Source organism: Streptomyces sp. NPDC056480, from assembly GCF_042795405.1.
Classification (GTDB): Bacteria; Actinomycetota; Actinomycetes; order Streptomycetales; family Streptomycetaceae; genus Streptomyces.
Genome location: NZ_JBHTSA010000119.1, coordinates 1 through 23,196 on the forward strand (window position 1 = coordinate 1; position 23,196 = coordinate 23,196).

The 23,196-nt window shown below is 75.7% G+C and carries 16 protein-coding genes; 5 read left to right on the forward strand and 11 right to left on the reverse strand.

Translation table 11 applies throughout. The features are described 5' to 3' along the window. Positions 1-42: 42 nt before the first annotated feature. The 5 genes from ACFQ79_RS33585 to ACFQ79_RS33605 all read right to left on the reverse strand — a co-directional run bounded on the left by ACFQ79_RS33585 (position 43) and on the right by ACFQ79_RS33605 (position 8,850). The gene (locus ACFQ79_RS33585) at positions 43-4,743 is read right to left on the reverse strand and encodes a hypothetical protein (RefSeq protein ID WP_383590458.1); all 4,701 of its coding nucleotides are present in this window, start codon (positions 4,741-4,743) and stop codon (positions 43-45) included. 105 nt (positions 4,744-4,848) lie between these two features. Then, the gene (locus ACFQ79_RS33590) at positions 4,849-5,775 is read right to left on the reverse strand and encodes a hypothetical protein (protein WP_383590460.1); all 927 of its coding nucleotides are present in this window, start codon (positions 5,773-5,775) and stop codon (positions 4,849-4,851) included. Beyond that, positions 5,772-6,518 carry a hypothetical protein gene (locus ACFQ79_RS33595; RefSeq protein ID WP_383590461.1) on the reverse strand — a complete coding sequence of 249 codons (747 nt, stop codon included), beginning with the start codon at positions 6,516-6,518 and terminating at the stop codon, positions 5,772-5,774. Before ACFQ79_RS33595 ends, ACFQ79_RS33590 begins: the two co-directional genes overlap by 4 nt. Beyond that, on the reverse strand, positions 6,515-8,059 hold the full coding sequence (locus tag ACFQ79_RS33600) for a hypothetical protein (protein ID WP_383590463.1): 1,545 nt from the start codon (positions 8,057-8,059) through the stop codon (positions 6,515-6,517). Before ACFQ79_RS33600 ends, ACFQ79_RS33595 begins: the two co-directional genes overlap by 4 nt. Positions 8,060-8,139: 80 nt before the next feature. Continuing rightward, positions 8,140-8,850: a GntR family transcriptional regulator gene (locus ACFQ79_RS33605; protein WP_383590465.1), complete on the reverse strand. Its 711-nt coding sequence runs from the start codon at positions 8,848-8,850 to the stop codon at positions 8,140-8,142. A gap of 121 nt (positions 8,851-8,971) precedes the next feature. Between ACFQ79_RS33605 and ACFQ79_RS33610 the strand changes: the two genes are divergently transcribed. From ACFQ79_RS33610 to ACFQ79_RS33620, 3 genes are read left to right on the forward strand one after another with little or no spacing between them, the layout of a single operon-like run. Next, positions 8,972-9,760, forward strand: a complete 789-nt coding sequence (locus ACFQ79_RS33610; protein WP_383590467.1) for a LamB/YcsF family protein — start codon at positions 8,972-8,974, stop codon at positions 9,758-9,760. Next, positions 9,757-10,407: an allophanate hydrolase subunit 1 gene (locus ACFQ79_RS33615; RefSeq protein ID WP_383590469.1), complete on the forward strand. Its 651-nt coding sequence runs from the start codon at positions 9,757-9,759 to the stop codon at positions 10,405-10,407. Before ACFQ79_RS33610 ends, ACFQ79_RS33615 begins: the two co-directional genes overlap by 4 nt. Further along, on the forward strand, positions 10,404-11,279 hold the full coding sequence (locus ACFQ79_RS33620; protein ID WP_383590471.1) for a biotin-dependent carboxyltransferase family protein: 876 nt from the start codon (positions 10,404-10,406) through the stop codon (positions 11,277-11,279). The genes ACFQ79_RS33615 and ACFQ79_RS33620 overlap by 4 nt, the downstream gene beginning before the upstream one ends. 215 nt (positions 11,280-11,494) lie before the next feature. Here ACFQ79_RS33620 and ACFQ79_RS33625 read toward each other — a convergent pair whose 3' ends face one another. The 6 genes from ACFQ79_RS33625 to ACFQ79_RS33650 form a co-directional block, all read right to left on the reverse strand. Further along, on the reverse strand, positions 11,495-15,130 hold the full coding sequence (locus ACFQ79_RS33625; RefSeq protein WP_383590473.1) for a hydantoinase B/oxoprolinase family protein: 3,636 nt from the start codon (positions 15,128-15,130) through the stop codon (positions 11,495-11,497). Further along, the gene (locus ACFQ79_RS33630; protein WP_383590485.1) at positions 15,127-15,945 is read right to left on the reverse strand and encodes an SGNH/GDSL hydrolase family protein; all 819 of its coding nucleotides are present in this window, start codon (positions 15,943-15,945) and stop codon (positions 15,127-15,129) included. Before ACFQ79_RS33630 ends, ACFQ79_RS33625 begins: the two co-directional genes overlap by 4 nt. Positions 15,946-16,286: 341 nt before the next feature. Then, positions 16,287-17,465, reverse strand: coding sequence for a glycosyltransferase (locus ACFQ79_RS33635; RefSeq protein ID WP_383590475.1), 1,179 nt, complete (start codon positions 17,463-17,465; stop codon positions 16,287-16,289). Further along, entirely contained in the window at positions 17,462-18,583 is a 1,122-nt protein-coding gene (locus tag ACFQ79_RS33640; RefSeq protein WP_383590477.1) for a glycosyltransferase family 4 protein, read from the reverse strand. Before ACFQ79_RS33640 ends, ACFQ79_RS33635 begins: the two co-directional genes overlap by 4 nt. A 318-nt stretch (positions 18,584-18,901) precedes the next feature. Continuing rightward, positions 18,902-20,317, reverse strand: coding sequence for a HEAT repeat domain-containing protein (locus tag ACFQ79_RS33645; protein ID WP_383590479.1), 1,416 nt, complete (start codon positions 20,315-20,317; stop codon positions 18,902-18,904). 256 nt (positions 20,318-20,573) lie between these two features. After that, positions 20,574-20,966 (reverse strand): ankyrin repeat domain-containing protein, encoded by a 393-nt coding sequence (locus ACFQ79_RS33650; protein WP_383590481.1) that lies wholly within the window; start codon positions 20,964-20,966, stop codon positions 20,574-20,576. 307 nt (positions 20,967-21,273) lie between these two features. Between ACFQ79_RS33650 and ACFQ79_RS33655 the strand changes: the two genes are divergently transcribed. Next, positions 21,274-21,468: a hypothetical protein gene (locus tag ACFQ79_RS33655; protein WP_015032212.1), complete on the forward strand. Its 195-nt coding sequence runs from the start codon at positions 21,274-21,276 to the stop codon at positions 21,466-21,468. 37 nt (positions 21,469-21,505) lie between these two features. Further along, positions 21,506-23,149, forward strand: coding sequence for an ATP-binding protein (locus ACFQ79_RS33660; RefSeq protein ID WP_383590483.1), 1,644 nt, complete (start codon positions 21,506-21,508; stop codon positions 23,147-23,149). Positions 23,150-23,196 lie beyond the last annotated feature (47 nt).

A 23,196-nucleotide genomic window follows, 5' to 3' on the forward strand; every position in this document is an offset into this window, starting at 1 on the left:
GCCCGGCCCCCTGTCGAGGGGGCCGGGCCGCTCACTCGTGCCCTAGGGGGCCGCCGGTCGGCTCGGGTCGTCCGCCGTGTGCCGGCGGAACATCCGCGTCGCCGTGATCTCGCCGTGGATCGTCTCGCCCTCCGCCGCGGTCTGCGGCAGACCCGGGCGGAGGTGCTCCTCCACGCTGATGTACTTGAGGCCGGCCCGCAGGTCGGCGTCGTTGCGCAGCCGGATCACCAGGGGGAACTCGGCGAGCGCGGTCGTGTCGAACAGCCCCGTCGTGTACAGGAGCTGGACACCCAGCGCGTCCGACACGGCCCGCTGGAGCTCGAGCAGGTACGTGGCGTTGGCACGGCCGATCGGGTTGTCCAGGAACAGGGTTCCCGCGTGCCGGTGCTTGTCGCGGCCCCGGTCGTTGGACCGGAGCGCCGCCATCGTGCAGTACAGGGCGATGGCCGCGGTGAGCAGCTGACCGCCGGAGAAGACGTCGCCCATCTGCCCGACGGGCACCCGCTCGGCGCGCAGCACCGCGTCCGGCTTGAGGATCTCGACGGAGACGCCCTTGGGTTCGAGCGCCGCCTGGACTCCGCGGAGCAGCAGGGACATCCCGTCGCGGCGCAGGTCGGAGTTCTTCCTGACGGCGGCTCGGGTCGCCTCGTCGACGACCTCGCCGAGCCGCTCCGCGAGGGTGGCCTGGTCGGGCTCCTCGAAGCGGATCCGCAGGAACTCCTGGCCCGACCACTCGCCGAGGCCCTCGGGGAGCCGGGAGAGCCGCTGCGCCGAACGGAGCGTCGCGAGCGAGGACTCCACCAGGCCGCGCAGCCGGTCGACGATCGAGTCGCGGTTGCGCTCCAGCTGCTCCAGCTCGTCGGTGAGCACCCGCAGGCGGGGCGCGAAGGCCTCGGCCCACTTGGCGGCGTGCTCGGGCAGCGCCGACGCGGGCAGTTCGCGGATCTGCTGGCGGGCCGGGGTGCGGACCTGCTCGTAGCGGGTGGAGTTGGCGTGCCGTACGAGGATGTCGCTCGCCTCGCGCACGGCGGCGTCGGCCGCCGACAGATCAGCTGTGCAGGAGCGCAGCGAGCGGCGCGCCTCGGCGGCCGTCGTACGGGCCTCCTCCAGGCTGCCGGGGTACGGCTCGGTCTCCTCACGCTCCTCGTCGGTGTGGTCGCGGAGCAGGTCCCGCAGCAGGGCGGCGGTCTCGTCGAAGCCGCCCGCCGCGTCCTCGGCGGCCCGGTGGTCGCGGAGCAGTCCGCTGTGGGCGGCGCGGGCCGCCTCAAGGGCGTCGGTACGGGAGGCGAGGTCGGTGCCGGCGGTACGGAGCAGGGCCTGGGCGCGCTCGGCGTCGGCGGGCACGAGGTCCTCGGGCAGCTCCGTGTGCTCCTCGCCGTCCTCGGGTGCGAGGCGCTCAGCCTCGCCGCGCAGCCGGCCGAGCTTCTCGCTCGCCTCCGACGCGCGGGTCTCCAGCATCTGGACGAGGGACTCGGCGCGGGCGGCGGCGGCCTGCCGCGACGGGCCGTCGGCGCCGTCCGTGGACTCCAGGAGCTGCTCGGCGCGGGTGCGGACCTTGTTGGTGAGGCGGTCGAGTTCGGCGAGGGCGGCGGACTCGTCGCCCTCGGCGCGGGCCTGCTCGGCGCGCAGGTCGGCGCCGACGCCGACCTTCTCGTACAGCTGGGAGGCGGCCCGGTAGGCCTCGCGCAGGGTGGGCAGCGCGGCGCGCGGGGCGGGCGCGCCGCCCTCGGGGAGGGTGTCGGGGGCGCCGGCGATCTCGGCGCGCTCGGCCCGCAGGGCGCGGGCGGTGCGGTGGGCGTCGTCGGCGGAGCGCTGGGTCGCGCGGCGGTCCTCGTCGGCGGCGCGTGCGCGTTCCAGACAGGTCTGGGCGCGGGCCTCGGCCTCGGCGGCGTCGTCGGCGAGTTCACGGAGCTTGGCCTGCCAGGCGGATCGCTCGCGCAGCCGGAAGGCGAGGCCCGCGAGGGCGTCGGCGACCCGGCGGGCGCGCTGGGCCGCCTCCTGGCGCTCGTCCCGCACCTGGGCGGCTTCGGCGGCGGCCTCGTCGGCCTCCGCGCGTGCGGAGCGGGCCTCGTCGAGGGTCGCGGCCGCGGCCTCGGCGGTCTCCCGGGCGGTGGTGGCGACGGCCGAGAGTTCGGCGAGCATCCCGGGCGGGCAGTCGGCGCGCCACGCGCCGATCCGGGCCGCGAGGGAGCGGTCGCCGGCGAGGCGGGCGGCGAGGGTGCGGATGTCCTCGTCGCGTGCGGCGGCGCGGGCACGCAGGGCGTGCCGTTCCTCGTCGGCCGCGTGCTCGTCGTGCATGGCCGGGTTCGGCGGGACGAGGAAGACGCTGTGGGCGCCGCTGTCGTCCGCGGTGTCCTGCGCCGGTACGGGGGCGAGCAGGGCGGCGGCCGTGCCGACGGCCACGGCGGAGCGCGGCAGCAGGGCCGCCGTGCCGAGGACCTCGCGGGCGCGGCCGTACGAGACGGGGTCGGTGATCACGACGCCGTCGACCAGTTCGGGACGGGCGGCGAGCACGCGCGCGTGGTCGGCGGGGTCGACGGCCTGGGCGAGGTAGCGCCAGCCGGGGAGGGCGGGGATGCCGTGCTCGCCGAGGTACTCGACGGTGGCGAGGACGTCGGGGCCCGGCGGCAGCAGGCCGCCGTCGCCGAGGGCGCCGAGGATGCGGGAGTCGTCGGCCGCGGCGGTGCGCAGCTCGAAGAGCTGGCGCTCGGCGGAGGTGACGGCCTGGTCGAGCATGCCGCGCAGTTCGTCGGCGTACCGGTCGAACTCGGTGACGGTGAGCGGTCCCTGGGGCTCGCCGCCGGTGTCCGTCCCCGCGGCCTCATCGGTGTCGGCGCCCGGGGTGGCGGCGCGCTGTCCGGGCAGGGGCGAGCCGGCGGCCGGGAGGGGCGAGCCGGTGGCGGGGAGGCTGAGGAGTTCGGCGAGGCGCCGTTCGCCGGCGAGCAGCTCGGCGGCGCGGCGCTCCGCGTCGTAGGCGTTCCCGGCGGCCTCGGCGGCGTCCGCGGCGCGGGCCGCTGCGAGTTCGGCGCGGGCCTCGGCCCCGGCGGTCTCACGCGCGCGGTCCGCCGCCGTACGGGCGGCCTCGCGCGCGGTGTCCCAGGCGGCGACCGTCGTCTTCTCGGCGTCGCTCGCGGCGAGCGCGGCACGGGCGGGGTCGGCGTCGGGCGCGGTGTCGTCGAGCCAGCCGGCCCGTACCGCCTCGGCGGTCTCCTGCTCGACCTCGGCGAGACGCTGGCGCAGGTGCCCGGCCTCGCTGCGGGCCCGCTGGGCCTCGGTCGCGGCGGCCGTGGCGTCGCGGTGGGCGGTCTCGCCGGCTTCCTGGAGGGCGGTGGAGCGTTCCTCCTCCTCGGCCGCGTGGCGTTCGCCCTCCTCGGCGGCAGCGGAGAGGGCCCGTACGAGGTCGGCCGCGGCCTCGGCGCGGGCCGCGAGCGCCGGTGCGGCGTCCCGCTCGGCCTCGCGGATGGCGGCGGCCACGCGCGCGGAGCGGTCGCCGGCGGCGCGGTGGCGGAGGACGACCTCGGCCGCCTGCCAGGCGGAGTGCACGGTGCGGGCGTCGGTGAGTTCGCGGCGCTGTGACGCGGCGCCCTTCTCGGCGGCGGTCAGCGCCAGGGAGGCGTGCCGGAAGGCGAGTTCGGCGGCGATGAGGGCGGCACGCCCCCGCGCGGTCTCGGCCTCGGCGACGGAGTGTCCCGCGGAGGTGACCTGCATGGCGAGTTCGGCGCCACGCGCGCGTTCCACGGCGGCGCGGGCGGAGAGCCGGCGGGCCAGGGTACGGGTGCGGCGCTCGGCCGCGGTGTGGATGTCGCGCGTGGTGGCACGGGTCCCGGCGGCGTCGACGATCCGGTTGAGGAGGTCCACGGAACCGGCCGTGAACTCGCGCTCGGCGGTGAGCTCGGCGCGGCGGCCGAGCTTGTTGCCGAAGCCGCCGACGAGGTCGGCGAGACCGTCGGTGTCCCGGGTGTCGGTGACGGCCCGCAGCAGCAGGTCGGTGAAGTCGGAGTCCTTCTTGACCGCGAAGAGGCCGGCCGCCTCGCCCTCGTCGGCGTTCATCTCACGCTGGTAGCGGAAGAGTTCCGGGTCGAGTCCGAGCTCGCCGAGGTGCTCGTTCCAGCGGTCGTGGATCTCCTCCCAGGAGACCTCCAGGTGCGGGTACGCCTTGCCCGCCTCCGTGATCGCGTCGCGGAAGCCCTTCATGGTGCGGCGGCGGCCGGTGGCGCCGGAGGCGCCCTCGACGGGCGCGCGGACGGACGTCGCCTCGGCGACGGGGAGGTTGTCCAGGCTGAGTCCGGGGCCGGGACGGAAGGAGTACCAGGCCTCGGCGAACTTCCGCGGGTCGGAGGAGACCTGCCGGCCGCGCCACTCGCTGGCCTTGCCGACGACGACCAGTTCACCGGTGAGGGTGTGCTGCCACTCCAGGGCGACGTGCCCGCAGTCGTCGGCGAGGAGGAACTTGCGGAGCACGCCGGAGCTGGCGCCGCCCAGGGTGTTGCGGTGGCCCGGGAGCATGACCGAGAAGATCAGCTTGAGGAGGACGGACTTGCCGCCGCCGTTCTCCAGGAAGAGGACGCCCGCGGGGGCGGGGCGGCGCGGCGGGCCGACCGGCTCCTCCTCGAAGAACTCCGCCTGGGTGGGGGCGGGGTGGGGCACGGGCGCGCCGACCCCGCGCAGGTCCAGGACGGTGTCGGCGTAGCGCGCACCGGCGGGACCGATGGAGTACAGGCGGACCCGGGACAGCTCGTACATGGCGAGGGACTCTCGTGCTCTCGTGCTCGGGAAGAACGGTTACGCGGGGCGGGCGATGACGCCGACGGTTGCTCGGGGCGATGGCGCCGACGGTTGCTCGGGCGGTTACGCCGACGGTGGCGCGTGGAAGGGCAGGCCCGCGTCGGCCGCGATCTCCAGGTCGTCGCCCTCGGGCGGCGGCAGGAGGGTGGCCGAGCCGTCGCTGACGGGGACGACGCCGAGTTCGAGGAGCTCGGCCATGGCGGCGGAGCCGGCCATGTCGCGGACCTGGAGCTGATAGCGGGCGGTGGTGCGGTAGGAGCCGCCGCCCTCGTCCCCGGTGCGCTGGAGGAACCCGGAGTCGGTGAGGAAGGCGGCCGCCTTGCCGACGATGCCGGTGGTGGATCCGGCGAGACGGCGGGCGTCCTTGGTGGCGCCGGTGGCGCTGCGGCGGGCGTAGATCCGCCAGGCGGCCTCCAGGCCCGGGGCGTCGGACGCCGGGTCGGTGTTCTCGCCCTGCTCCTCGGCGCGCTGCTCCAGACGCAGACACGCCTGCCGTACGAACGCGTCGACGCCGTTGACGGTGAGACGGCCGATGTACGCGTCGTCCGCGAGGTCCTCGGGGCGGGGGAAGGCCATGGCGGCGACGGCGAGATGGGCCAGGCCGTGCAGGAAGCGGTCGGCCGAGTCGGTGGAGGCGCGGCGCGCGTAGTCGCCCATGCGGACGGCGAAGACGGAGTCCTCACCGGCGGTGACGGCCATCCCCGCGCGCGGGGAGACCTCGAGGACGATGAGGCCGAGACCGGTGGCGACGGCGTCGGCGAGGCGCGCGAAGGCGGGGTCCTCGCGGTAGCGGCGCAGCAGCTCCGCGTACTCGGCGTCGCGGGCGGGGAGCAGCTTGGGCTGCAGCCCGAAGGAGACGAGGCGGGCCGCGTCGGAGGCGTCGGCGGGGGTGACGGCGGGCGCGCCGCCGCCCGTGGAGGCGCTGGCCGGGGACTGCGGGGGCTCCGGCTCGCCCCACGCTTCGGCGTACTCGGCGTGGGTTTCGCTCACGGCTGGGGCTCCTCGGTACGGCTCTCGGTCGATGGGGGGACGGCGGGGGTGCCGGGTCCGGCGGGGTCGACGGGTGCGTCGGGGCCGGCCGGTGTGACGGGGCGGGGTACGGGGAGCGGGACCGGGGTGACCGCCGCGGGGCGCTCGGTGGCACCGGGGAGGCCCGGAGGCCTGGCCGCGGTGCCCGTGAGGCGCACGGGACGTACGGACGGGGTGCCGCTCCGCCGGTCGGACGTCGTGCGGGACGGCTGGGGCACCGCCACGACCCCGAAGCGGGGCGGTGTGCCGGGGACACGCGGGGCCGGGTCGTCCGTCCCGCCTCGTGGGCCGGCCGGGGGGCCGATCCGGACGTGGCGGAGGCGGGGGCCGGGGGCGGGGGCGGGCGAGGGGCCGACCGATTCGGGGGCGGGCTCCGGGGTGGGAACCAGCTCCTGTTCCTGGCCTTGCTCCTGCCCCTGCTCCTGGCCTTGCTCCAGCTCCTGGCCGTGCTCCAGCTCCTGGCCTTGCTCCGTGTCGGCCGGGCGGGGCGGAGGGACGGGAAGGCCGGAAGGGACGGGCGCGGCCTCGCGCGCGCCGATCTCCGGCCGGTCCGCGACGGCGCAGCCCAGGTCGGTGCTGTTCACGACGGCGCCGCCCAGGTCAGTGCTGTCCACGACGGCGCTGTCCACGGCGGCGCCGTCCGGGGCCACGGTCTCGGCTGCGGGGACGGCTGCGGGTACGGGGACGGGCGGGACGAGGCTCACGAGGCCTCCGTACGGCCGGCGGCCATGCCCGCGGCGTCGAGCAGCGCCGTACCGACGATGAGGTCGGCGCCGCCGAACTCCGGGTCGTCGAGCGGGGTGCCGTCGTCGACGGCGAAGAGCAGGCGCTCCTCGCCCTGGCGGTAGGCCGTGCCGACCGGAGGGCTCGCCGCGTGGACGGCGAGGAGGGCCACGAGGTACGGCAGGTCGCCGTCGAGCTCGCGGGCCTCGGCCAGCAGGCCGGAGAGCCGCCGCGGGGCGTCGTGCTCCAGGTCGAGCAGCCGCATGGCGCTCGCGAGCTGCTCCTCGCTGAAGCGGGAGTCGTCCGGGGTGGCGATCAGGTCGGGTTCGGGCATCTCGGCGCCGAGGTGCTCGCGCTCCACGGGCGGGGTGAGCAGCAGGTCGACGAGGTCGCCGAGCCGGACGGACGCCGGGGTGCGCAGACCGGTGCCGTGCGCGAAGAACGCGTCGGTGACCTTGGCGGCCTGCTCGACGGGGAGCGGCAGGGTCGGCGCCACGAGCTGCCCGTACAGGTCGAGGCCGGTGTACGACGTGGGCGCGGCAAAGGCCTGCCGGTCCTGCTCGGCGCGGAAGAGGGGCCCGGCGTCCAGGAGGCGGGACTGGAGCTGGGTGTGGCGCCGGATGCAGTCCTTCACTATGTCGACGAGCTCGGCGGCGCGGCGCTTGTGCTCGGCCGTCTTCGCGTCGGACGTGGCCTCGGCCTCGTCGCGGGCCTTGCGGATGTTGGTGAGGATCGCGTTCTCGTGGCGGTAGCGGTCGGCGACGTGGTCGAGCGCCTCGGCGATCATGTCGGGCACCGTGTTGAGCCAGTCCACCGCGCGTACGTTGCGCCGGGTGGCGTCCAGGGTCTTGCGGAGGGTCTCGGCGTACTGCACGGTCCGGTACCGCGCCTGCTCGGCGGCGAGCTGGGCGTCGGCCAGGCGGCCCCGGTTGATCAGGACCTCCAGCTTCACCTCGGCGGCGATCTGGGCGCTGGTGACGTCGGTGTCGAGGGCGCCGACCAGGACGTTGACCGCCTCGTCGGTGGTCCGGAGGTAGACACCGCCGCCGTACCCCGGGACCTCCTCGATGAGCTTGAAGTCGTAGTCCCTGCGGACGTACACGCCGTCGGTGCCGAAGGTGCCGTAGACGGCGCGGAAGCCGCGGTCGACGCTGCCGACGTTGATCAGGTTCTCCAGGACCCAGCGGGCCACGCGCTCGTGCTCGGCGGCGGGGCGGGTGGGCGCCTGGGCGGCGACGCGGGGCAGCAGGCGGGCGACGATCTGCTCGTGGTCGGCGCCGGTGTCGAAGTCCATGTTCAGCGTGATGAGGTCGATCGCCGAGAGGGCCACCTCGGCCATCGCGTAGACCGTGTACTCACCCGCCAGGTTCGCCTTGCGGGCGTCCAGGTCGTGCAGCGGGGCGGTGCACGCGAGCGCGCGGAGGCGCCGCGCGAGCCCTTCGTCGGCGGCCGGACCCTGCGCGGGCCGCGGCCCCGCGCTGAGCTGGGGCGGAGCGAGGTCCGTCGAGGCAGGCGAAGTCACGGTGGACAGATTAGGTCCTCGAACTGACAACGGTCGAAACGGCGCAGATGCGACCGGGCTCGGCCGGGTGCTCCGGGCGGTCAGTCCGCGGGGCCCGCCGGGGCGTCGACGGCCTTCGCGTAGGCAGCGGCGACGCGGGTGCGGGAGTCGTCGAGGTAGCGGACGAGGAGCCGTTCGGCCGTGGTCCGCTCACCGGCTCGCAGGGCGTCCAGGATCTCGCGGTTCCGTGCCAGGTACGGCTCGTGCAGCACGCGCGGGTCGTCGACGACGTGGAACGCGAGACGGAGTTCGGCGAGGACGCCCCGCATCAGCTCGTCGGTACGGGCGCTGCCCGCGAGGGCGACGAGTTCGCGGTGGAAGTGGATGTTGGCCGTGGACACGCCCTGCCAGTCGCCCGCGCGGGCGGCGCCCTCGCCCGCCGCCACGGCCACGGCGAGCGCGTCGAGGGCGTACGGGGGCTGTCCGAGGCCTCGTACGACGGCGCATTCGACGAGCCGGCGGGTGCGGTAGATGTCGTCCACGTCGTCGACCGCCAGGACCCGGACGAAGACCCCGCGGTTGAGCTCGTGGACGAGCAGCCGCTCGTGGGTGAGGAGCCGGAAGGCCTCCCGCAGCGTGTTGCGCGACACACCGAGCGCGCCGCCGATGCCCTCCTCGGAGAGCCGGGTGCCGGGCGGGAAGTAGCCCTCCGCGACCCGGGTGCGCAGGATGTCCGCGACCCGCTCCGCCGTGCTCGTGCGGCCGAGCAGCACGCGGTCGTCGGTCAGGTCCCCGGCTTCGCTCGCTGTCACGGCGCTCCCTGTCGTCATCCGGCGTCTTCTTGTCGGATCGTTCAACAATCCTCTACGTTGACGGCATCGTACGGTCCCCCGTGCCGCCCCGGCACGCCCACCCCCGTTCTGCGAGGTGCAGATGCGCACGCCCCCGGACCAGAGCCCGGCCGAGGCCCTGATCGACCTCAACGCCGATCTCGGTGAGGGCTTCGGACGCTGGACGCTCACCGACGACGAGCAGCTGCTGTCCGTCGTGACCAGCGCCAACGTGGCCTGCGGCTTCCACGCTGGGGACGCGGCCACGATGCGGCGGGTCTGTGAGCTCGCCGCCGCGCGCGGGGTACGGATCGGGGCCCAGGTCTCCTACCGGGACCTGGCCGGTTTCGGGCGGCGCTCGATGGACGTGCCGGCGGCGGAGCTGGCGGCCGAGGTGGCGTACCAGATCGGCGCCCTCGAGGTCTTCGCGCGGGCGGCCGGCGCGCGCGTGGCGTACGTGAAGCCGCACGGCGCGCTCTACAACCGGGTCGTCCGGGACGAGGAGCAGGCGGCCGCGGTCGTCGAGGGCGTCCTGCTCGCGGACCGCACGCTGCCGGTCCTGGGGCTGCCCGGGTCGCGGCTGCACGAGGCCGCCGCGGAGGCCGGGCTGCCGGTCGTCCCCGAGGCCTTCGGCGACCGGGCCTATCGCGCGGACGGCACCCTGGTGCCGCGCGGGCAGGCGGGGGCGGTCGTCAGCGACCCGGACTCCGTGGTGGAACGGTCGGTGGCCATGGCCCGGTTCGGCGTGGTCACGGCGCACTGCGGCAGCTCCGTCGCAGTGCGGCCGCGGTCGCTGTGCCTGCACGGCGACACCCCGGGCGCGGTGGATCTCGCACGGCGGGTCCGGGAACGCCTCCAGGGCTCCGGTGTACGGATCGAGGCCTTCGCGTGAGGTCCAGCGCCCCGCGCGCGTTGCGCGTGGGTGAGCGGGCGCTCCTGGTGGAGCTGGCCGACGGCGAGGAGACGGAGGCGTTCCACGCCGAGCTGCTGCGGCGCCGGGCGGCCGGTGCGCTGCCCGCCGTACGGGAGATCGTGCCGGCGGCGCGGACGGTGCTGCTCGACGGGGTGGCGGACCCGGACCGGCTCGCGGCCGAGCTGAGCGGCTGGGAGGTGGCGCCGCTCCCCGCGCGCGTGGGCACGGCGATCGAGATTCCGGTCCGCTACGACGGGCCCGATCTCGCCGGGGTCGCCGCCCTGTGGGGCGTGTCCGTCGAGGCGGCGGTACGGATCCACACGGCGGCCGAGTTCCGGGTCGCGTTCTGCGGGTTCGCTCCGGGCTTCGGATATCTGACGGGCCTCGACGAGCGGTACGGGGTGCCGCGGCGAGCCACTCCGCGTACCTCCGTCCCGGCGGGCTCGGTCGCCCTTGCGGGGCCGTACACGGGCGTGTACCCGCGTTCCTCCCCCGGTGGCTGGCAGCTGGTCGGGACGACGGACGTGGTGCTCTGGGACACCGGCAGGGAGCCGGCCGCGCTGCTGGCTCCGGGCACCCGGGTCCGCTTCACGGCGGTGGGCGCCGCGACCGGGGCCGGACGATGACCGACCGGGCCGTCGTGGTGGTCCGGGCCGGAGCCCTGACCACCGTGCAGGACCTGGGGCGTCCTGGCCACGCGCATCTGGGGGTGCCCCGCTCCGGCGCTCTCGACCCTGCGGCCGTACGCCTCGTCAACCGGCTCGTCGGCAACCCGGAGACCGCGGCCGTCCTGGAGACCACCGTCGACGGCTGCGCCCTGCGGCCCCGTCGCGCGGTCACCGTGGCGGTGGGCGGCGCGCCCTGCCCGGTACGGGTGGACGGGCGCCCGGCGGCCTGGGGAACCGCGGTCCGCGTGCCCGCCGGTTCGGTCCTGGACATCGGCACGGCCACGCGCGGGCTGCGCGCGTACGTGGCGATCGGCGGCGGGATCGGCGTCGAGCCGGTGCTGGGCAGCCGGTCCACGGACCTGCTGTCCGGCCTGGGGCCGTCGCCGGCGGCCGTGGAGACGGTCCTGCCGCTGGGGCCGGACACGGGCACGGCGACGGCGGTACGGGGTCCGGTCGACGCTCCCCCGTGGCCCGGCCCGCCCGGCGAACTCGTCCTGCGGGTCCGGCTCGGGCCGCGCGAGGACTGGTTCACGGCCGCGGCGCTCCGGACCCTCGTCACGCGCGCGTACCGGGTGTCGTCGGCGAGCAACCGCGTCGGGCTGCGTCTGGACGGCCCGGCCCTGGAACGGGCCCGCCACGGCGAACTGGCCAGCGAGGGCATGGTCCTGGGCGCGGTCCAGGTGCCGCCGGACGGGCGGCCCGTGGTGTTCCTCGCCGACCATCCGACGACCGGGGGCTATCCCGTGGTCGGAGTGGTGCGGGAGGCGGACCTGGGCGCGGTGGCGCAGGCGGTCCCGGGCACCCCGGTGCGGTTCACGCCGGTGCGCTGAGCGGGTCCTGAGCGGGTCCTGAGCCGGGCCCGGGCGGGTCCTGAGCCGCGCCTGGGCGGGCCCGGCCGGCGCGCCCAGGCGCCCCCGCGTCGTCCGTCGGTCCCCGTCGGCCGTCGGTCCCCGTCGGGCGTCAGTCCTCGTCGGGCGTCAGTCCGCGTCGGGCGTCAGTCCTCGTCGGCCGTCGGTCCCCGTCGGGCGTCAGTCCTCGTCGGGCGTCAGTCCTCGTCGGGCGGCGGGCCGTAGCCCCCGCCGCCGGGGGTGCGGAGGACCAGGATGTCGTCGGGGCCCACCTCCGTGGTGGCCGCGCCGCCGAGCCGCTCGACGGTGCCGTCCGCGCGTTCCACGAGGTTCTCGCCGAGGGCGCCCGGTTCGCCGCCCGCCATGCCGTACGGCGGGACCCTTCGGTGTCCGGTGAGGAGGGCCACCGTCATCGGCTCCAGGAACCGGATGCGGCGCTCCACCCCGTGTCCGCCCCGCCAGCGGCCGCGTCCGCCGCCGTCCTCCCGTACGGCGAAGGCGTCGACCCTGACCGGGTGGCGCCACTCCAGGACCTCGGGGTCGGTGAGCCGGGAGTTGGTCATGTGGGTCTGGACGGCGTCGGCGCCGTCGAAGCCGTCGCCCGCGCCCGAGCCGCTTGCCACCGTCTCGTAGTACTGCACGCGCGCGTTGCCGAAGGTGACGTTGTTCATCGTGCCGGAGCCCTCGGCCTGGACGCCGAGGGCCGCGTAGAGCGCGCCCGTGACGGCCTGGGAGGTCTCGACGTTCCCGGCGACGGTGGCGGCCGGCGGTTCCGGCGCGAGCATGGAGCCGGGCGGGACGCGCACCTCCAGCGGCGCGAGGCAGCCGCTGTTGAGCGGGATGTCCTCGTCGACGAGGGTGCGGAAGACGTACAGGACGGCGGCCAGGACGACGGCCGTGGGCGCGTTGGCGTTCCCGGGCAGCTGCGGGGAGGTCCCGGTGAAGTCGAGGACGGCGGAGCGCCGTTCACGGTCGACGCGGACGGCCACCTGGATGACCGCGCCGCCGTCGGTCTCGTAGCGGTACGCGCCGTCGTCCAGGCGGGCGACGATGCGGCGCACGGACTCCTCGGCGTTGGCGCGGACGTGCCTCATGTAGGCCCGTACGACGTCGAGTCCGAACTCGTCCACGGCCCGGCGCAGTTCCTCGATGCCCTTCTCGTTGGCGGCGATCTGGGCGCGGAGGTCGGCGAGGTTGGTGTCGGGGTCGCGGGAGGGGTGGGGGGCGCCGGTGAGCAGCGCCCGCGTCTCGGCCTCGCGCAGGTGTCCGTCGCGGACGAGCAGCCAGTTGTCGAAGAGGACGCCCTCCTCGTCGACGGTCCGGCTGAAGGCGGGCATGGAGCCGGGGGTGATCCCGCCGATCTCGGCGTGATGGCCGCGTGAGGCGACGAGGAACCGGAGTTCGGCGCCGGACGCGTCGAAGACCGGGGTCACGACCGTCACATCGGGCAGATGGGTGCCGCCGTGGTACGGGTCGTTGATCGCGTACACGTCGCCGGGGCGCAGGTCGTCGCCGCGTCGGCGCAGGACCTCCTTGATGGACTCGCCCATGGAGCCCAGGTGGACGGGGATGTGGGGCGCGTTGGCGATGAGGTTGCCCTCGGCGTCGAAGAGCGCGCAGGAGAAGTCGAGGCGCTCCTTGATGTTGACGGACTGGGAGGTGTTCTCGAGGCGGACGCCCATCTGCTCGGCGATGGCCATGAAGAGGTTGTTGAAGACCTCCAGGAGGACGGGGTCCACGTCCGTGCCGGCCGCCACGCGCGCGGGACGGGGGGTGACGCGCTGCAGGAGGAGGTGTCCGGTGGCGGTGGCGGTGGCCCGCCAGCCGCTGTCCACGACGGTCGTGGCGTCGGCCTCGGCGATGATCGCCGGCCCGTCCACGGCGCTGCCGGGCCGGAGGTCCGCGCGCCGGCGGAGGGGAGCGTCGTGGGGTGTGCCGGCGCTGAACATCCGGACGGTGGCGTGCGGGGCTGGCTCACCGGCCCGTTCCGCCGGGTGCTCGCCCGTGTCGGCATCGCGATCGGCGGCGGGACCGGTGTGGACGGGACCGTGGGGCCCGGCCCGGCCGACGGCCTCCACGGAGACCGCCTCCACGACGAGCGGCCGGTCCATGGTGAAGGCGTAGCGCTCGCGGTGCAGCGCCGTGAAGGCGGCTTTCAGGTCGTCCGGGGACGCGAGGTCGACCTGGAGGCTCGCGTCGGTGCCCGCGTACCGCAGGAGTACGCGCGCGTGCGTCGTGATCGCCTCGTCCGGCAGGCCGTCGGCGCGGAGCTCCGCGCGCGTGCGGTCGGCGAGTTCGGCGCAGAGGGCCGTCACGCGCGCGGGGGTGCCGGGCGCGTCGAGCTCGGCCTCGACGGACCGCTCCCGCATGGCGGTGGCGTCGGCGAGTCCGATGCCGTATGCGGAGAGCACTCCGGCGAGCGGGGGGACGAGCACGGTGTCGACGCCCAGGGCGTCGGCGACGGCGCAGGCGTGCTGACCGCCCGCGCCGCCGAAGCTGGTCAGGGCGTAGCGGGTGATGTCGTGGCCGCGCTGGACGGAGATCTTCTTGACGGCGTTGGCCATGTTGAGGACGGCGATCTCCAGGAAGCCCGCGGCGACCTCCTCGGGGGTGCGGCCGCCGCCGACCTCCTCCGCGAGGGCCGTGAACCGCTCCCGTACGACGTCGGCGTCCAGGGGGAGGTCGGCGCTCTCGCCGAACACGGCGGGGAAATGGGCGGGCTGGACGCGGCCGAGCATGACGTTGGCGTCGGTGACCGTGAGCGGTCCGCCCCGTCGGTAGCAGGCGGGTCCGGGGACGGCGCCCGCCGAGTCGGGGCCCACGCGGTAGCGGCGTCCGTCGAAGTGCAGCACGGACCCGCCGCCGGCCGCGACGGTGTGGATGCTCATCATCGGCGCCCGCATCCGCACGCCGGCGACCTGTGTACCGAGTTCACGCTCGAAGGCGCCGGCGTAGTGCGACACATCGGTGGAGGTGCCGCCCATGTCGAAGCCGATGACCCGGTCGTGGCCCGCCTGTGCCGAGGTGCGGACCATGCCGACGACACCGCCGGCGGGTCCGGACAGGACGGCGTCCTTGCCCCGGAAGTTCGCCGCCTCGCGCAGTCCGCCGTTGGACTGCATGAACATGAGGCGGATTCCGGCGAGTTCGTGGGCGACCTCGTCGACGTACCTGCGGAGGATCGGCGAGAGGTAGGCGTCGACGACGGTGGTGTCCCCGCGCGGGACGAGCTTGATGAGCGGGCTGACCTCGTGCGAGGAACTGACCTGGGTGAAGCCCGTGTCGCGGGCGATCGCCGCGATCCGGGCCTCGTGGGCGGGATGGCGGTAGCCGTGCAGGAGGACGACGGCGGCCGAGCGGAGTCCGTCGCGGTGGGCGGCGGCGAGCGCCCCGGCGACGGCGGGCTCGTCCAGGGGCCGGACCACGTGACCGTGGGCGTCGACCCGCTCGGGGACCTCGATCACGCGCGCGTAGACCGCTTCGGGGAGCACGATCCGGCGGTCGAAGAGCCGGGGCCGGTTCTGGTAGGCGATGCGGAGCGCGTCCCGGAAGCCCTCGGTGACGAGGAGGACGGTCGGCTCGCCGCGCCGCTCCAGGAGGGCGTTGGTGGCGACGGTGGTGCCCATCTTGACGACGGCGATCCGGTCGGCCGGGACGGGTTCGCCGGGCCCGAGACCGAGGAGGAGGCGGATCCCGGCGACGGCGGCGTCGTGACGCCGGGTGGGATCGTGGGAGAGCACCTTGCGCGTGACGAGCCGGCCGTCGGGCCGTCTGCCCACGATGTCGGTGAAGGTGCCGCCCCGGTCGATCCAGAACTCCCAGCGCCCGTTCATCTCCCCATTGTGGCCGCGAGGGCGGCCGCGAGGGCGTCGTCCGCGCGCGCGTCGAGGGGTGCGGTGCCGGTGCCGTCGGCCCAGTGACGCAGTTCCGCACCGGCGAGCAGCAGCAGCTGCGGAAGCAGGTCGTGGCTGCGCCGGAGGAGCCAGCCGGTGCCGGCGGTGGCGAGCCAGACCACGGCCTCCGCCCGGCTCGGCGGCGGCTGGGCGGGCTCCCGCGCGGGCGGGGCGCCGTGGGCGAGTCCCCGGTCGGCGAGGAGCCGGTGGAAGCCCTCGGCGACGGCCCGGTGGCCCCGTTCGCCGGGGTGCAGCCGGTCGGCGCTCCACAGCGTGCGGTCCTCGGTCCAGGAGTCGTCGGCGAGGTGCAGATGGACGGCCCCGTACCGGGCGGAGAGGGCGTGCACGACGGCGTTGACGGAGCGCTGGCGGCGGGCGAGCGGGCGCGCCAGCGGGGGCGGCAGGCCGAGCATCCGGCCCGGGTCGGGCAGGCAGGCGGTCAGGAGTACGGCTCCGGCGGCGTCGAGGTCGGCGCAGACGCGGCCCAGGTGGCGGGCGAGCGCCACGATGTCGAAGGTGCGGCGCAGGGTGTCGTTGACCCCGACCACGACGGAGGCGAGGTGCGGCCGGAAGGCGAGGGCGCGGGGTGCCTGCCGGCCGGCGACGTCGCCGCTGAGGGCCCCGCTGACGGCGAGGTTCAGGAACGCCGTGTCCTGTCCCTCGGCGGCGAGCCCGTCGGCCAGCAGCGGCGCCCACCCCCGCCAGGCGCCGTCCACCCGGTCGCCGACGCCCTCGCTGAGCGAGTCCCCGAGCACGACGAACCTGACGGTGCCGGCGGGATCGGTACGGAGACGGGGCGGGGGTACGCGCGCGGGGGCGGGCGGGGCGGGCGGAACGGCCGAGGCGGGTGGAGCGTCGAAGGCGGACGGAGCGTCCAGGGCGGGCGGAGCGGCCGGCGGGACGGGCGGAGCGGGTGGGACGGGCGCGGCCGGCGGGACGGCCATGGCGGCGCACGGGACGACGACACCCCGGAGGGATGCCGACGCCCGGCCGGGCCCCGGCTCACGGACGGCCGCCGCACCCACACCGGGCCCCGGCTCACGGGCGGGCCCCGGAACCTGGGCCGGGAGGACCGGGACGGATGCCTGGTCCGGTGTCATCGGCGTACCTCCTCGGGCTCGGGGAGGCGCGACTCCGCGGCGGGGAGGGCGTCGTGGGCCCGGAGGAAGGCGGTGACGGAGCGCTCCCAGGTGAAGGCCTCCGCACGCGCGCGTGCGGCGTGACGGCGGGTGGTCTCCGGCGCCGCGAGGAGACCCTGTACGGCGGAGGCGAAGGCTCCCGGGGTGTCCAGGGCGGCCGCCCCCGCCGCGCCGACGACCTCCGGGAGCGCGGAGGAGGCGCTGACCACGACGGGGGTCCCGCAGGCGAGGGCCTCCAGGGCGGAGAGACCGAACGTCTCGGCGGGCCCCGGAGCCAGGCACACGTCGGCCGCCGCCTGGAGGTCCGCCAGGGCCTCGCGGTCGGCGACGTGTCCGAGGAACCGCACCGGGAGCCGCCGTTCGCGTGCCCGCCGCTCCAGGGCGCCCTTCAGCGGCCCGTCGCCCGCGACCACGAGCGCCGCCGCCACGCCCGCGTCCCGCAGCTCGGCGAGGGCGTCCAGGGCGGTTCCGGGCCGCTTCTCGACGGAGAGGCGCGAGCAGAGCAGGAGCAGCACCCGCTCCCCTTCCGCGTACCGGGCGCGGAGCACGCCGCTGCGGCGGCCGGGCCGGCAGCGCTCCAGGTCCACACCGAGCGGGGCCCGTACGACATTGCGCGCCCCGATCCGTACGAACTCCCGCTCCGCCCACTCGGTCGTGCAGACGATCCGCGCGAACGCCCAGGCCGTGCGGCGGTTCAGCCGGTCCGCCGCGCGGGCGGCGAAGGCGGGCGGCACGCCCCAGGTGCGCAGCACGCCGTCCGCGGTCTCGTGGGAGACCATCACCGAGGGCACGCGGGCGCGTCGCGCCCACTCCCCCGTCCACCGCAGGGTCGTGCGGTCCGAGACCTCGATCCGGTCCGGCGCGAGGTCGTCGAGGAGGCGGCGCACCCCGCGGCGGTCGGCGAGGACCCGGTAGCCGCCCGTGCCGGGCAGCACCGGGCCGGGGAGGGTGATGACCCGCCCCTGCTCGGTGCGGACGTCGCTCGCGGCTCGGCCGGGGACGATGAGGACGGGTTCGTGCCCGGCCTCCCGGTAGCCCCGGCCGAGCCGGTCGAGAGCGGTGCGGAGACCGCCCGAGGTGGGGGTCACGAAGTTGGCGAGCCGCACGATGCGGAGCCCGCCGCCGTCGCCGCTCATGCCGCGACCACCGTCCGCTCCCGCAGGACCTCCAGGTAGTGCCCGATCAGCTCGTCGCCGAGGGCCTCCCAGGTGCGGCCCTCGACGGTGGCCCTGCCGGCCCGGCCGTAGGCGGCGCGCAGCTCGGGCGACGCCGCGAGCGAGGCGACGGCGTCGCGCAGCGCCGCCGGGTCCCCCGGGGGTACGAGGAGTCCGGTGCGACCGTGGTCGACCAGGTCCAGGGGGCCGCCGGCGGCCGGGGCGACGACCGGGACACCGCTCGCCATGGCCTCCTGGACCGTCTGGCAGAAGGTCTCGAACGGCCCGGTGTGCACGAAGACGTCCAGGGAGGCGAAGATCCGGGCGAGGTCGTCGCCGGTGCGGCGGCCGAGGAACCGGGCGTCCGGCAGGGCGCCGCGCAGCGCCGGCCCGCTCGGCCCGTCCCCGACGACCACAAGACGTACGCCGGGGACCCTTCCCGCGCCGGCGAGGAGGTCCACGCGCTTCTCGGGGGCGAGGCGGCCCACGTACCCGACGAGGAGCTCCCCGTCCGGGGCGAGTTCCGCGCGCAGGGCGTCGTCGCGCAGCCCGGGGCGGAAGCGGACGGTGTCCACCCCGCGGCCCCAGAGCCTGATGCGGCCGATGCCGTGGGCCTCCAGGTCGCGGACGGCGGCGGAGGACGGGGCGAGGGTGCGGTCGGCGGCCCCGTGGACGGCGCGGAGGCGGCGCCAGGCGGCTCCCTCGCCGGTTCCCACGTAGGTACGGGCGTAGCCGGCGAGATCGGTCTGGTAGACGGCGACGGCGGGGATGCCGAGCCGGGTGGCGGCCGTCATCCCGCGCACCCCGAGGACGAACGGTCCGGCGAGGTGGACGAGGTCGGCGCGGTGGGCGGCGATGGCCGCGGCGACGCGACGGCTGGGCAGGGCGACGCGCACCTGCGGATAGCCGGGAAGAGGGAGGGAGGGCACCCGGACGACGGCGCAGGGGGCGTCGGCGTCCGCGGCCGGGTCGGCGACGGCGGGGGCGATGACGAGCGGGGTGTGGCCCCGCCGGACGAGGTGGCGCGCGGTCTGCAGGGCGCAGTGCGCCACACCGTTGACGTCGGGAGGGAAGGATTCGGTGACGATGACGACACGCATACGGGTGTTGTCGTCGCGTTCGGCGTGTCCCCGCCAACGTCGATCTGGACGGGGAGGGAACGTCCCATGAGCGTTTCGCGCGGGGCACGCGGGCGGCCGGAACGGTCGGGCTTCTCGACCGGTCCTCCGGGGCGGGAACGTCCCATGAGCGTTTCGCGCGGGGCACGCGGGCGGCCGGAACGGTCGGGCTTCTCGACCGGTCCTCCGGGGCGGGGCCTCGCGCGGCGGGTTCTCCGCCGGGGGCCGCGCCGCCCCGGAGCCGGGTGGCGGGGGGACGACCGGGTCCGACCGGTGGGGCCGGACCTCGACCGGGCCGCGTCAGACCTGGAGGTCCGGCCCTATGCGGTTGCGTACCGCGGTCTGGACCTCGACCTCCTCGGCCGGGTCCGCCGCGAGGCGGCGCAATCGCTCGGCGACGCGCACGTCACCGGTCTCGGCGTGCTGGGCCGCGACCTCGCGGGTGGTCTCCTCGCAGTCCCAGAGGCATTCGACGGCGAAGCCGGTCGCGAAGGTGGGGTCGGTGGTGGCGAGGGCGCGGGCCACGCGCCCGCGGAGCTGGGACGAGGCCGTCTCGCGGTAGACGTGGCGCAGCACGGGGGCCGCGCAGGCGATGCCGAGGCGGCCGGCGCCGTCCACGAGCCCGCCGAGCGCGGGCGCGTCGGGTCCCTCGGACCGGATGGTGTCGCGGAGCGCGCCGAGGACGGAGGGGGAGTCCTGGGCGGTGCCACGGCAGGCGAGGACGTCGGCGGCGGCCGCGCCGAGGGCGTCGGTCCGGCGGACCCACGCGCGGGCGCGGGCGACGGCGTCGTCTCCGCACATGCGGCGGTACGCGGCGATCGCGGCCTCGGCGACCTCGCGGGAGTCGCCGTCGGCGGCGGCCTCGACGAGGTCGAGGACGGCGGGGTCCCGTGACTCGGCGAGGTGGTGCAGGGCGGCGCCCCTGGCTCCCACGGAGCCGTGCCGGGCGGCGGCGAGGAGTTCGGGCCGGTCCTCGGGGCCGGCGACGGCGGTGAGGCAGCGGGCGGCGGGGGCGTACAGCACGGCTCCGCGCTCGTATCCCTCCTGCGCCCAGTCGAGGACCGCGCGCACGCTCCAGCCGGGGCGGGGCCCGGCGGGGCTCATCTGGCGCTGCCAGCGGTCGAAGGAGCCCTGTTCCTGGGCGGCCCTGACCCGGGCGCCGACGGCGTCGCGCTGGTCCTCGGCCCACAGCCGCCACGGGCGGGGCTCGAAGGCGTCCCGTACGACTCCGGCCAGCTCGGCGTCGCCCTCGGCGTCGGCCGGGAAGCGGGCCAGCACGGGAACGGCGAGCGCGCGGAGGCCGGCGTCGTCGTCGCGGAGCGCGAGCTCGTCGAGGGCCCAGGCCCAGTTGGTGCCGGTCGCCGCGTACCGCCGGAGCAGCAGCAGGGCGTCCTGGCGTCCGTAGGAGGCGAGGTGCCCGAGGACGGCGAGCGCGAGCCCGGTCCTGGACTCCTCGGTGTCGAGGATGTCCTCGGCGCCGAAGAGATGCGCCTCGATCTCGTCGAGACCTCCGTGGAGGTCCAGGTAGAGACGGGCGTAGTAGAGGGAGCGGTTCTCGACCTGCCAGTCGTGGCGGGGGTCGTCGAGAACGCAGTGGTTGAGGGCCGCGAGGGCCTCGGCGCGTGGCGCGGCGAGTGCGTGCAGGGTGCCGTCGCCGCGGCCCCGCTGCAGCAGGCCGAGCAGGGTGCCGCTCGGCGCTATGACTGGATCGAACATGGGGAGACGCCTCACATCAAGCTGTCGACACGACCGGGGGATACCGGGAAGACCCGGGTCGGGCGGTACATCGCCCGTACGCCTAGGCCGTGCGGCAACATGTCGGGCCGCTTGTCGTCCATCGCCTGCCAGTGACCATCTTCCTCAGCCTCTCGTCGGTGGCCCGTTTTGCCGGGCCCGACGTCATGATGACCCACCCATTTCGCCACCGCGACCACATTTACGACGCCGCTCTCACCTGGGGTTCAGCGCTCGTTCACCGGGATCCGAAGAGCTCGAGCAGTTCGGCCTTGCCGAACATCCGTGCGGTGTCGGCGGCGGACGGAGTCCCGGCTTCCGGATTTGCGCCGCCGGCGAGGAGAGCGCGGACGACGGCGTCCTCCCCCTTGAAGACGGCTCCGGCGAGCGGGGTCTGGCCGCGGTCGTTGGCGCGGTCGGCGTCCGCACCGCGCGCGAGGAGGGCGGAGACCGCGGCGGCGTGGCCGTGGTAGGCGGCGAGCATGACGAGGGAGTCGCCCTTGTCGTTGGTGAGGTTCGCGGGGACCCCGGCGTCGACGTAGGCGGCCAGCGCTTCGGCGTCCCCGGTGCGGGCGAGGTCGAAGACCTTGGACGCCAGCTCGATGACCTCGGGGTCCGGAGTCTCGCTCATCGGGTGGCCCGCCTCTCTCCTGCGTTGTCGACCTGTGCACGGCAAGCGCGGCCGTACGAGTGAATCGACAGGGTACTGCCCGTTCGGTGACATGACCGCGCCCGCCCGAGGCAAAGATCACGGCAGTCCGCCGTCGGCCGCTCCTCTAGCGCACGCCGGGCATTTCGCCACTCGACAGCCCGTTCGACGTCCGCCGGTCAAGTGAAATCACCCGTTTTTCACCCTAATGCACCTTTAGTCACATAGATACTTGCTGTGAACTTGGAAGGACTCATGGTGACTGTCCCCTCAACCAGGAGAACAACCAATGATCCTGTCCATCTCAGGCGTGGTCCTGCTCGGCATCATCTGCTTCCTGTTCTTCAAGAAGGACGGGATGAAGGCCTCGCACGCCCTCGTCAGCGCGCTGTTCGGCTTCTACCTCGCGGGTACGGCCATCGCCCCGAGCATCACGGCGGGCGGGCAGAGCCTCGCCGGCCTCCTGGGCGGGATCAAGTTCTGACGCCCTTCCGTCCCTTCCATCACCTCAGGAGTACTTCGTGGCCCGGCGACCACTCCCCCGCATTCTGAGCAGCGGCAGCGCACAGATCGCTCGAAGTCGAGAGATCGCGCGCACGGCCGCCGACAGTGCCACCGACGTGCTCCATCCACTGATCACGGTCTCCCGTGGTCTGCGGAAGCTGGCCGCGTCCGCGCGCGCCAAGTGGGCCGCGACCCCCAAGGAACGGCGTGGACCGACGCTGCTCCTGGTCGCGGCCTGCGTCCTGGTCGTCGCACTCATGCCGTACGGGCCGCTCCTCGCGCTCGTCACGCTCATGGCCGCGGCCGCGTGGAGAGGACGCGAACGCCCGGTCGTCAAGACCGGACCCGACGACGACGAGATCGCCCGGCTCAAGGGCCTGTACGAGGCCCTCGTGCCGTACTTCTCCGTCGCGGAGGACCCCGCCCCGCTCTTCGCCCACGGCGGCGACTGGAGCGGCGCCTTCACGGAGTACGCCTTCGACGAGGACGGGCGTCCCACCCGGCTGAAGATCGCCTACCCGCCGTACTTCACCGACGGCGAGCCCGCCGCACGCGCGCGCATCGAGCAGTTGCTGCACGCCAAGTCCGGGCGCGGCCGTGAGTACCGCTTCGACTGGGACGAGGAGGGCAACCGGCTCGTCATGAGCGTGCTGCCCGCCCTGCCCACCACCATCGCCGCCCAGCGCTTCGTCACCGTGCCGGGCGAGACCGTCCTGGGCTTCACCGACGCGGACGCCGTGCAGCGGACCGTGCCCGTGGTCGCCTCGGACGGTACGGAGGACGCGCCGGCCGTGGTCTGGCGCACCGGCCCCCGCTCCACCGAGCCGCACCTGCTGGTCGTCGGCCAGCCGGGCAGCGGCACCACCTCGCTGCTGCGCTCGATCGCGCTCCAGGCCCTCCCCCACGGCGACGTGCTGATCGTCGAGGGCGGTGGCACCGGCGAGTACGCGTGCCTCACCGGCCGCGACGGCGTCCTGGCCGTCGAGTGCGGGCTCTCCGGCGCCCTGGCCACCCTGGAGTGGGCGGCGCACGAGACGGAACGACGGCTGATCGCCGCCAACCGGGCCCGCCAGGCCGGCCACCCGGCCCCCGAGGACACCCGGCGGCCGCTCTGGATCCTGCTCGACCGGCCCGGCGTCCTCGGCGACCTGGCGGCCGCCGACGGCCGCCCCGACCCGCAGGAGCTGCTCCAGGTGCCGCTGCGGCACGGCCGCGCGGCCCAGGTCACGGTGGTGGTCGCCGAGCAGTTCGACAGCGCGGACACCCTGAGCGAGGCGGTACGGAACCACACCAGGGCCCGGATCGTGCTCGGTCCCGCAGCCCCCGACCAGATCGCCGCCGTCCTCGGCACCGAGCCGCACACCACCCCGACGCCCCAGGTCCCCGCGGGCCGCGGCTACGCGCGCCTGGGCACCGGACCGGTGCTGCGCCTCCAAGTGCCGGCGACCCCCGACCCGTACGACGACGCGACGAGCGAGGCGCACCGGCAGGCGGTGCTCGAACTCCTCCCGGAGCGCCGTGCGGAGACGACCATGGCGATCGAGAAGATCACCGTGAAGAGCCCCGAAGCGGCGCCCCGCCCCGAACCGGCCCCGGCACCCCGCGCCGAGCCGGACCCCGGCCCCGCCCCGCTGCACGCCCCCGTCCCCGCGGAGGGCTGAAGCACCACGCGCGCGTGAAGAGGCCGGTACGGACCCCAGGTCCGTAC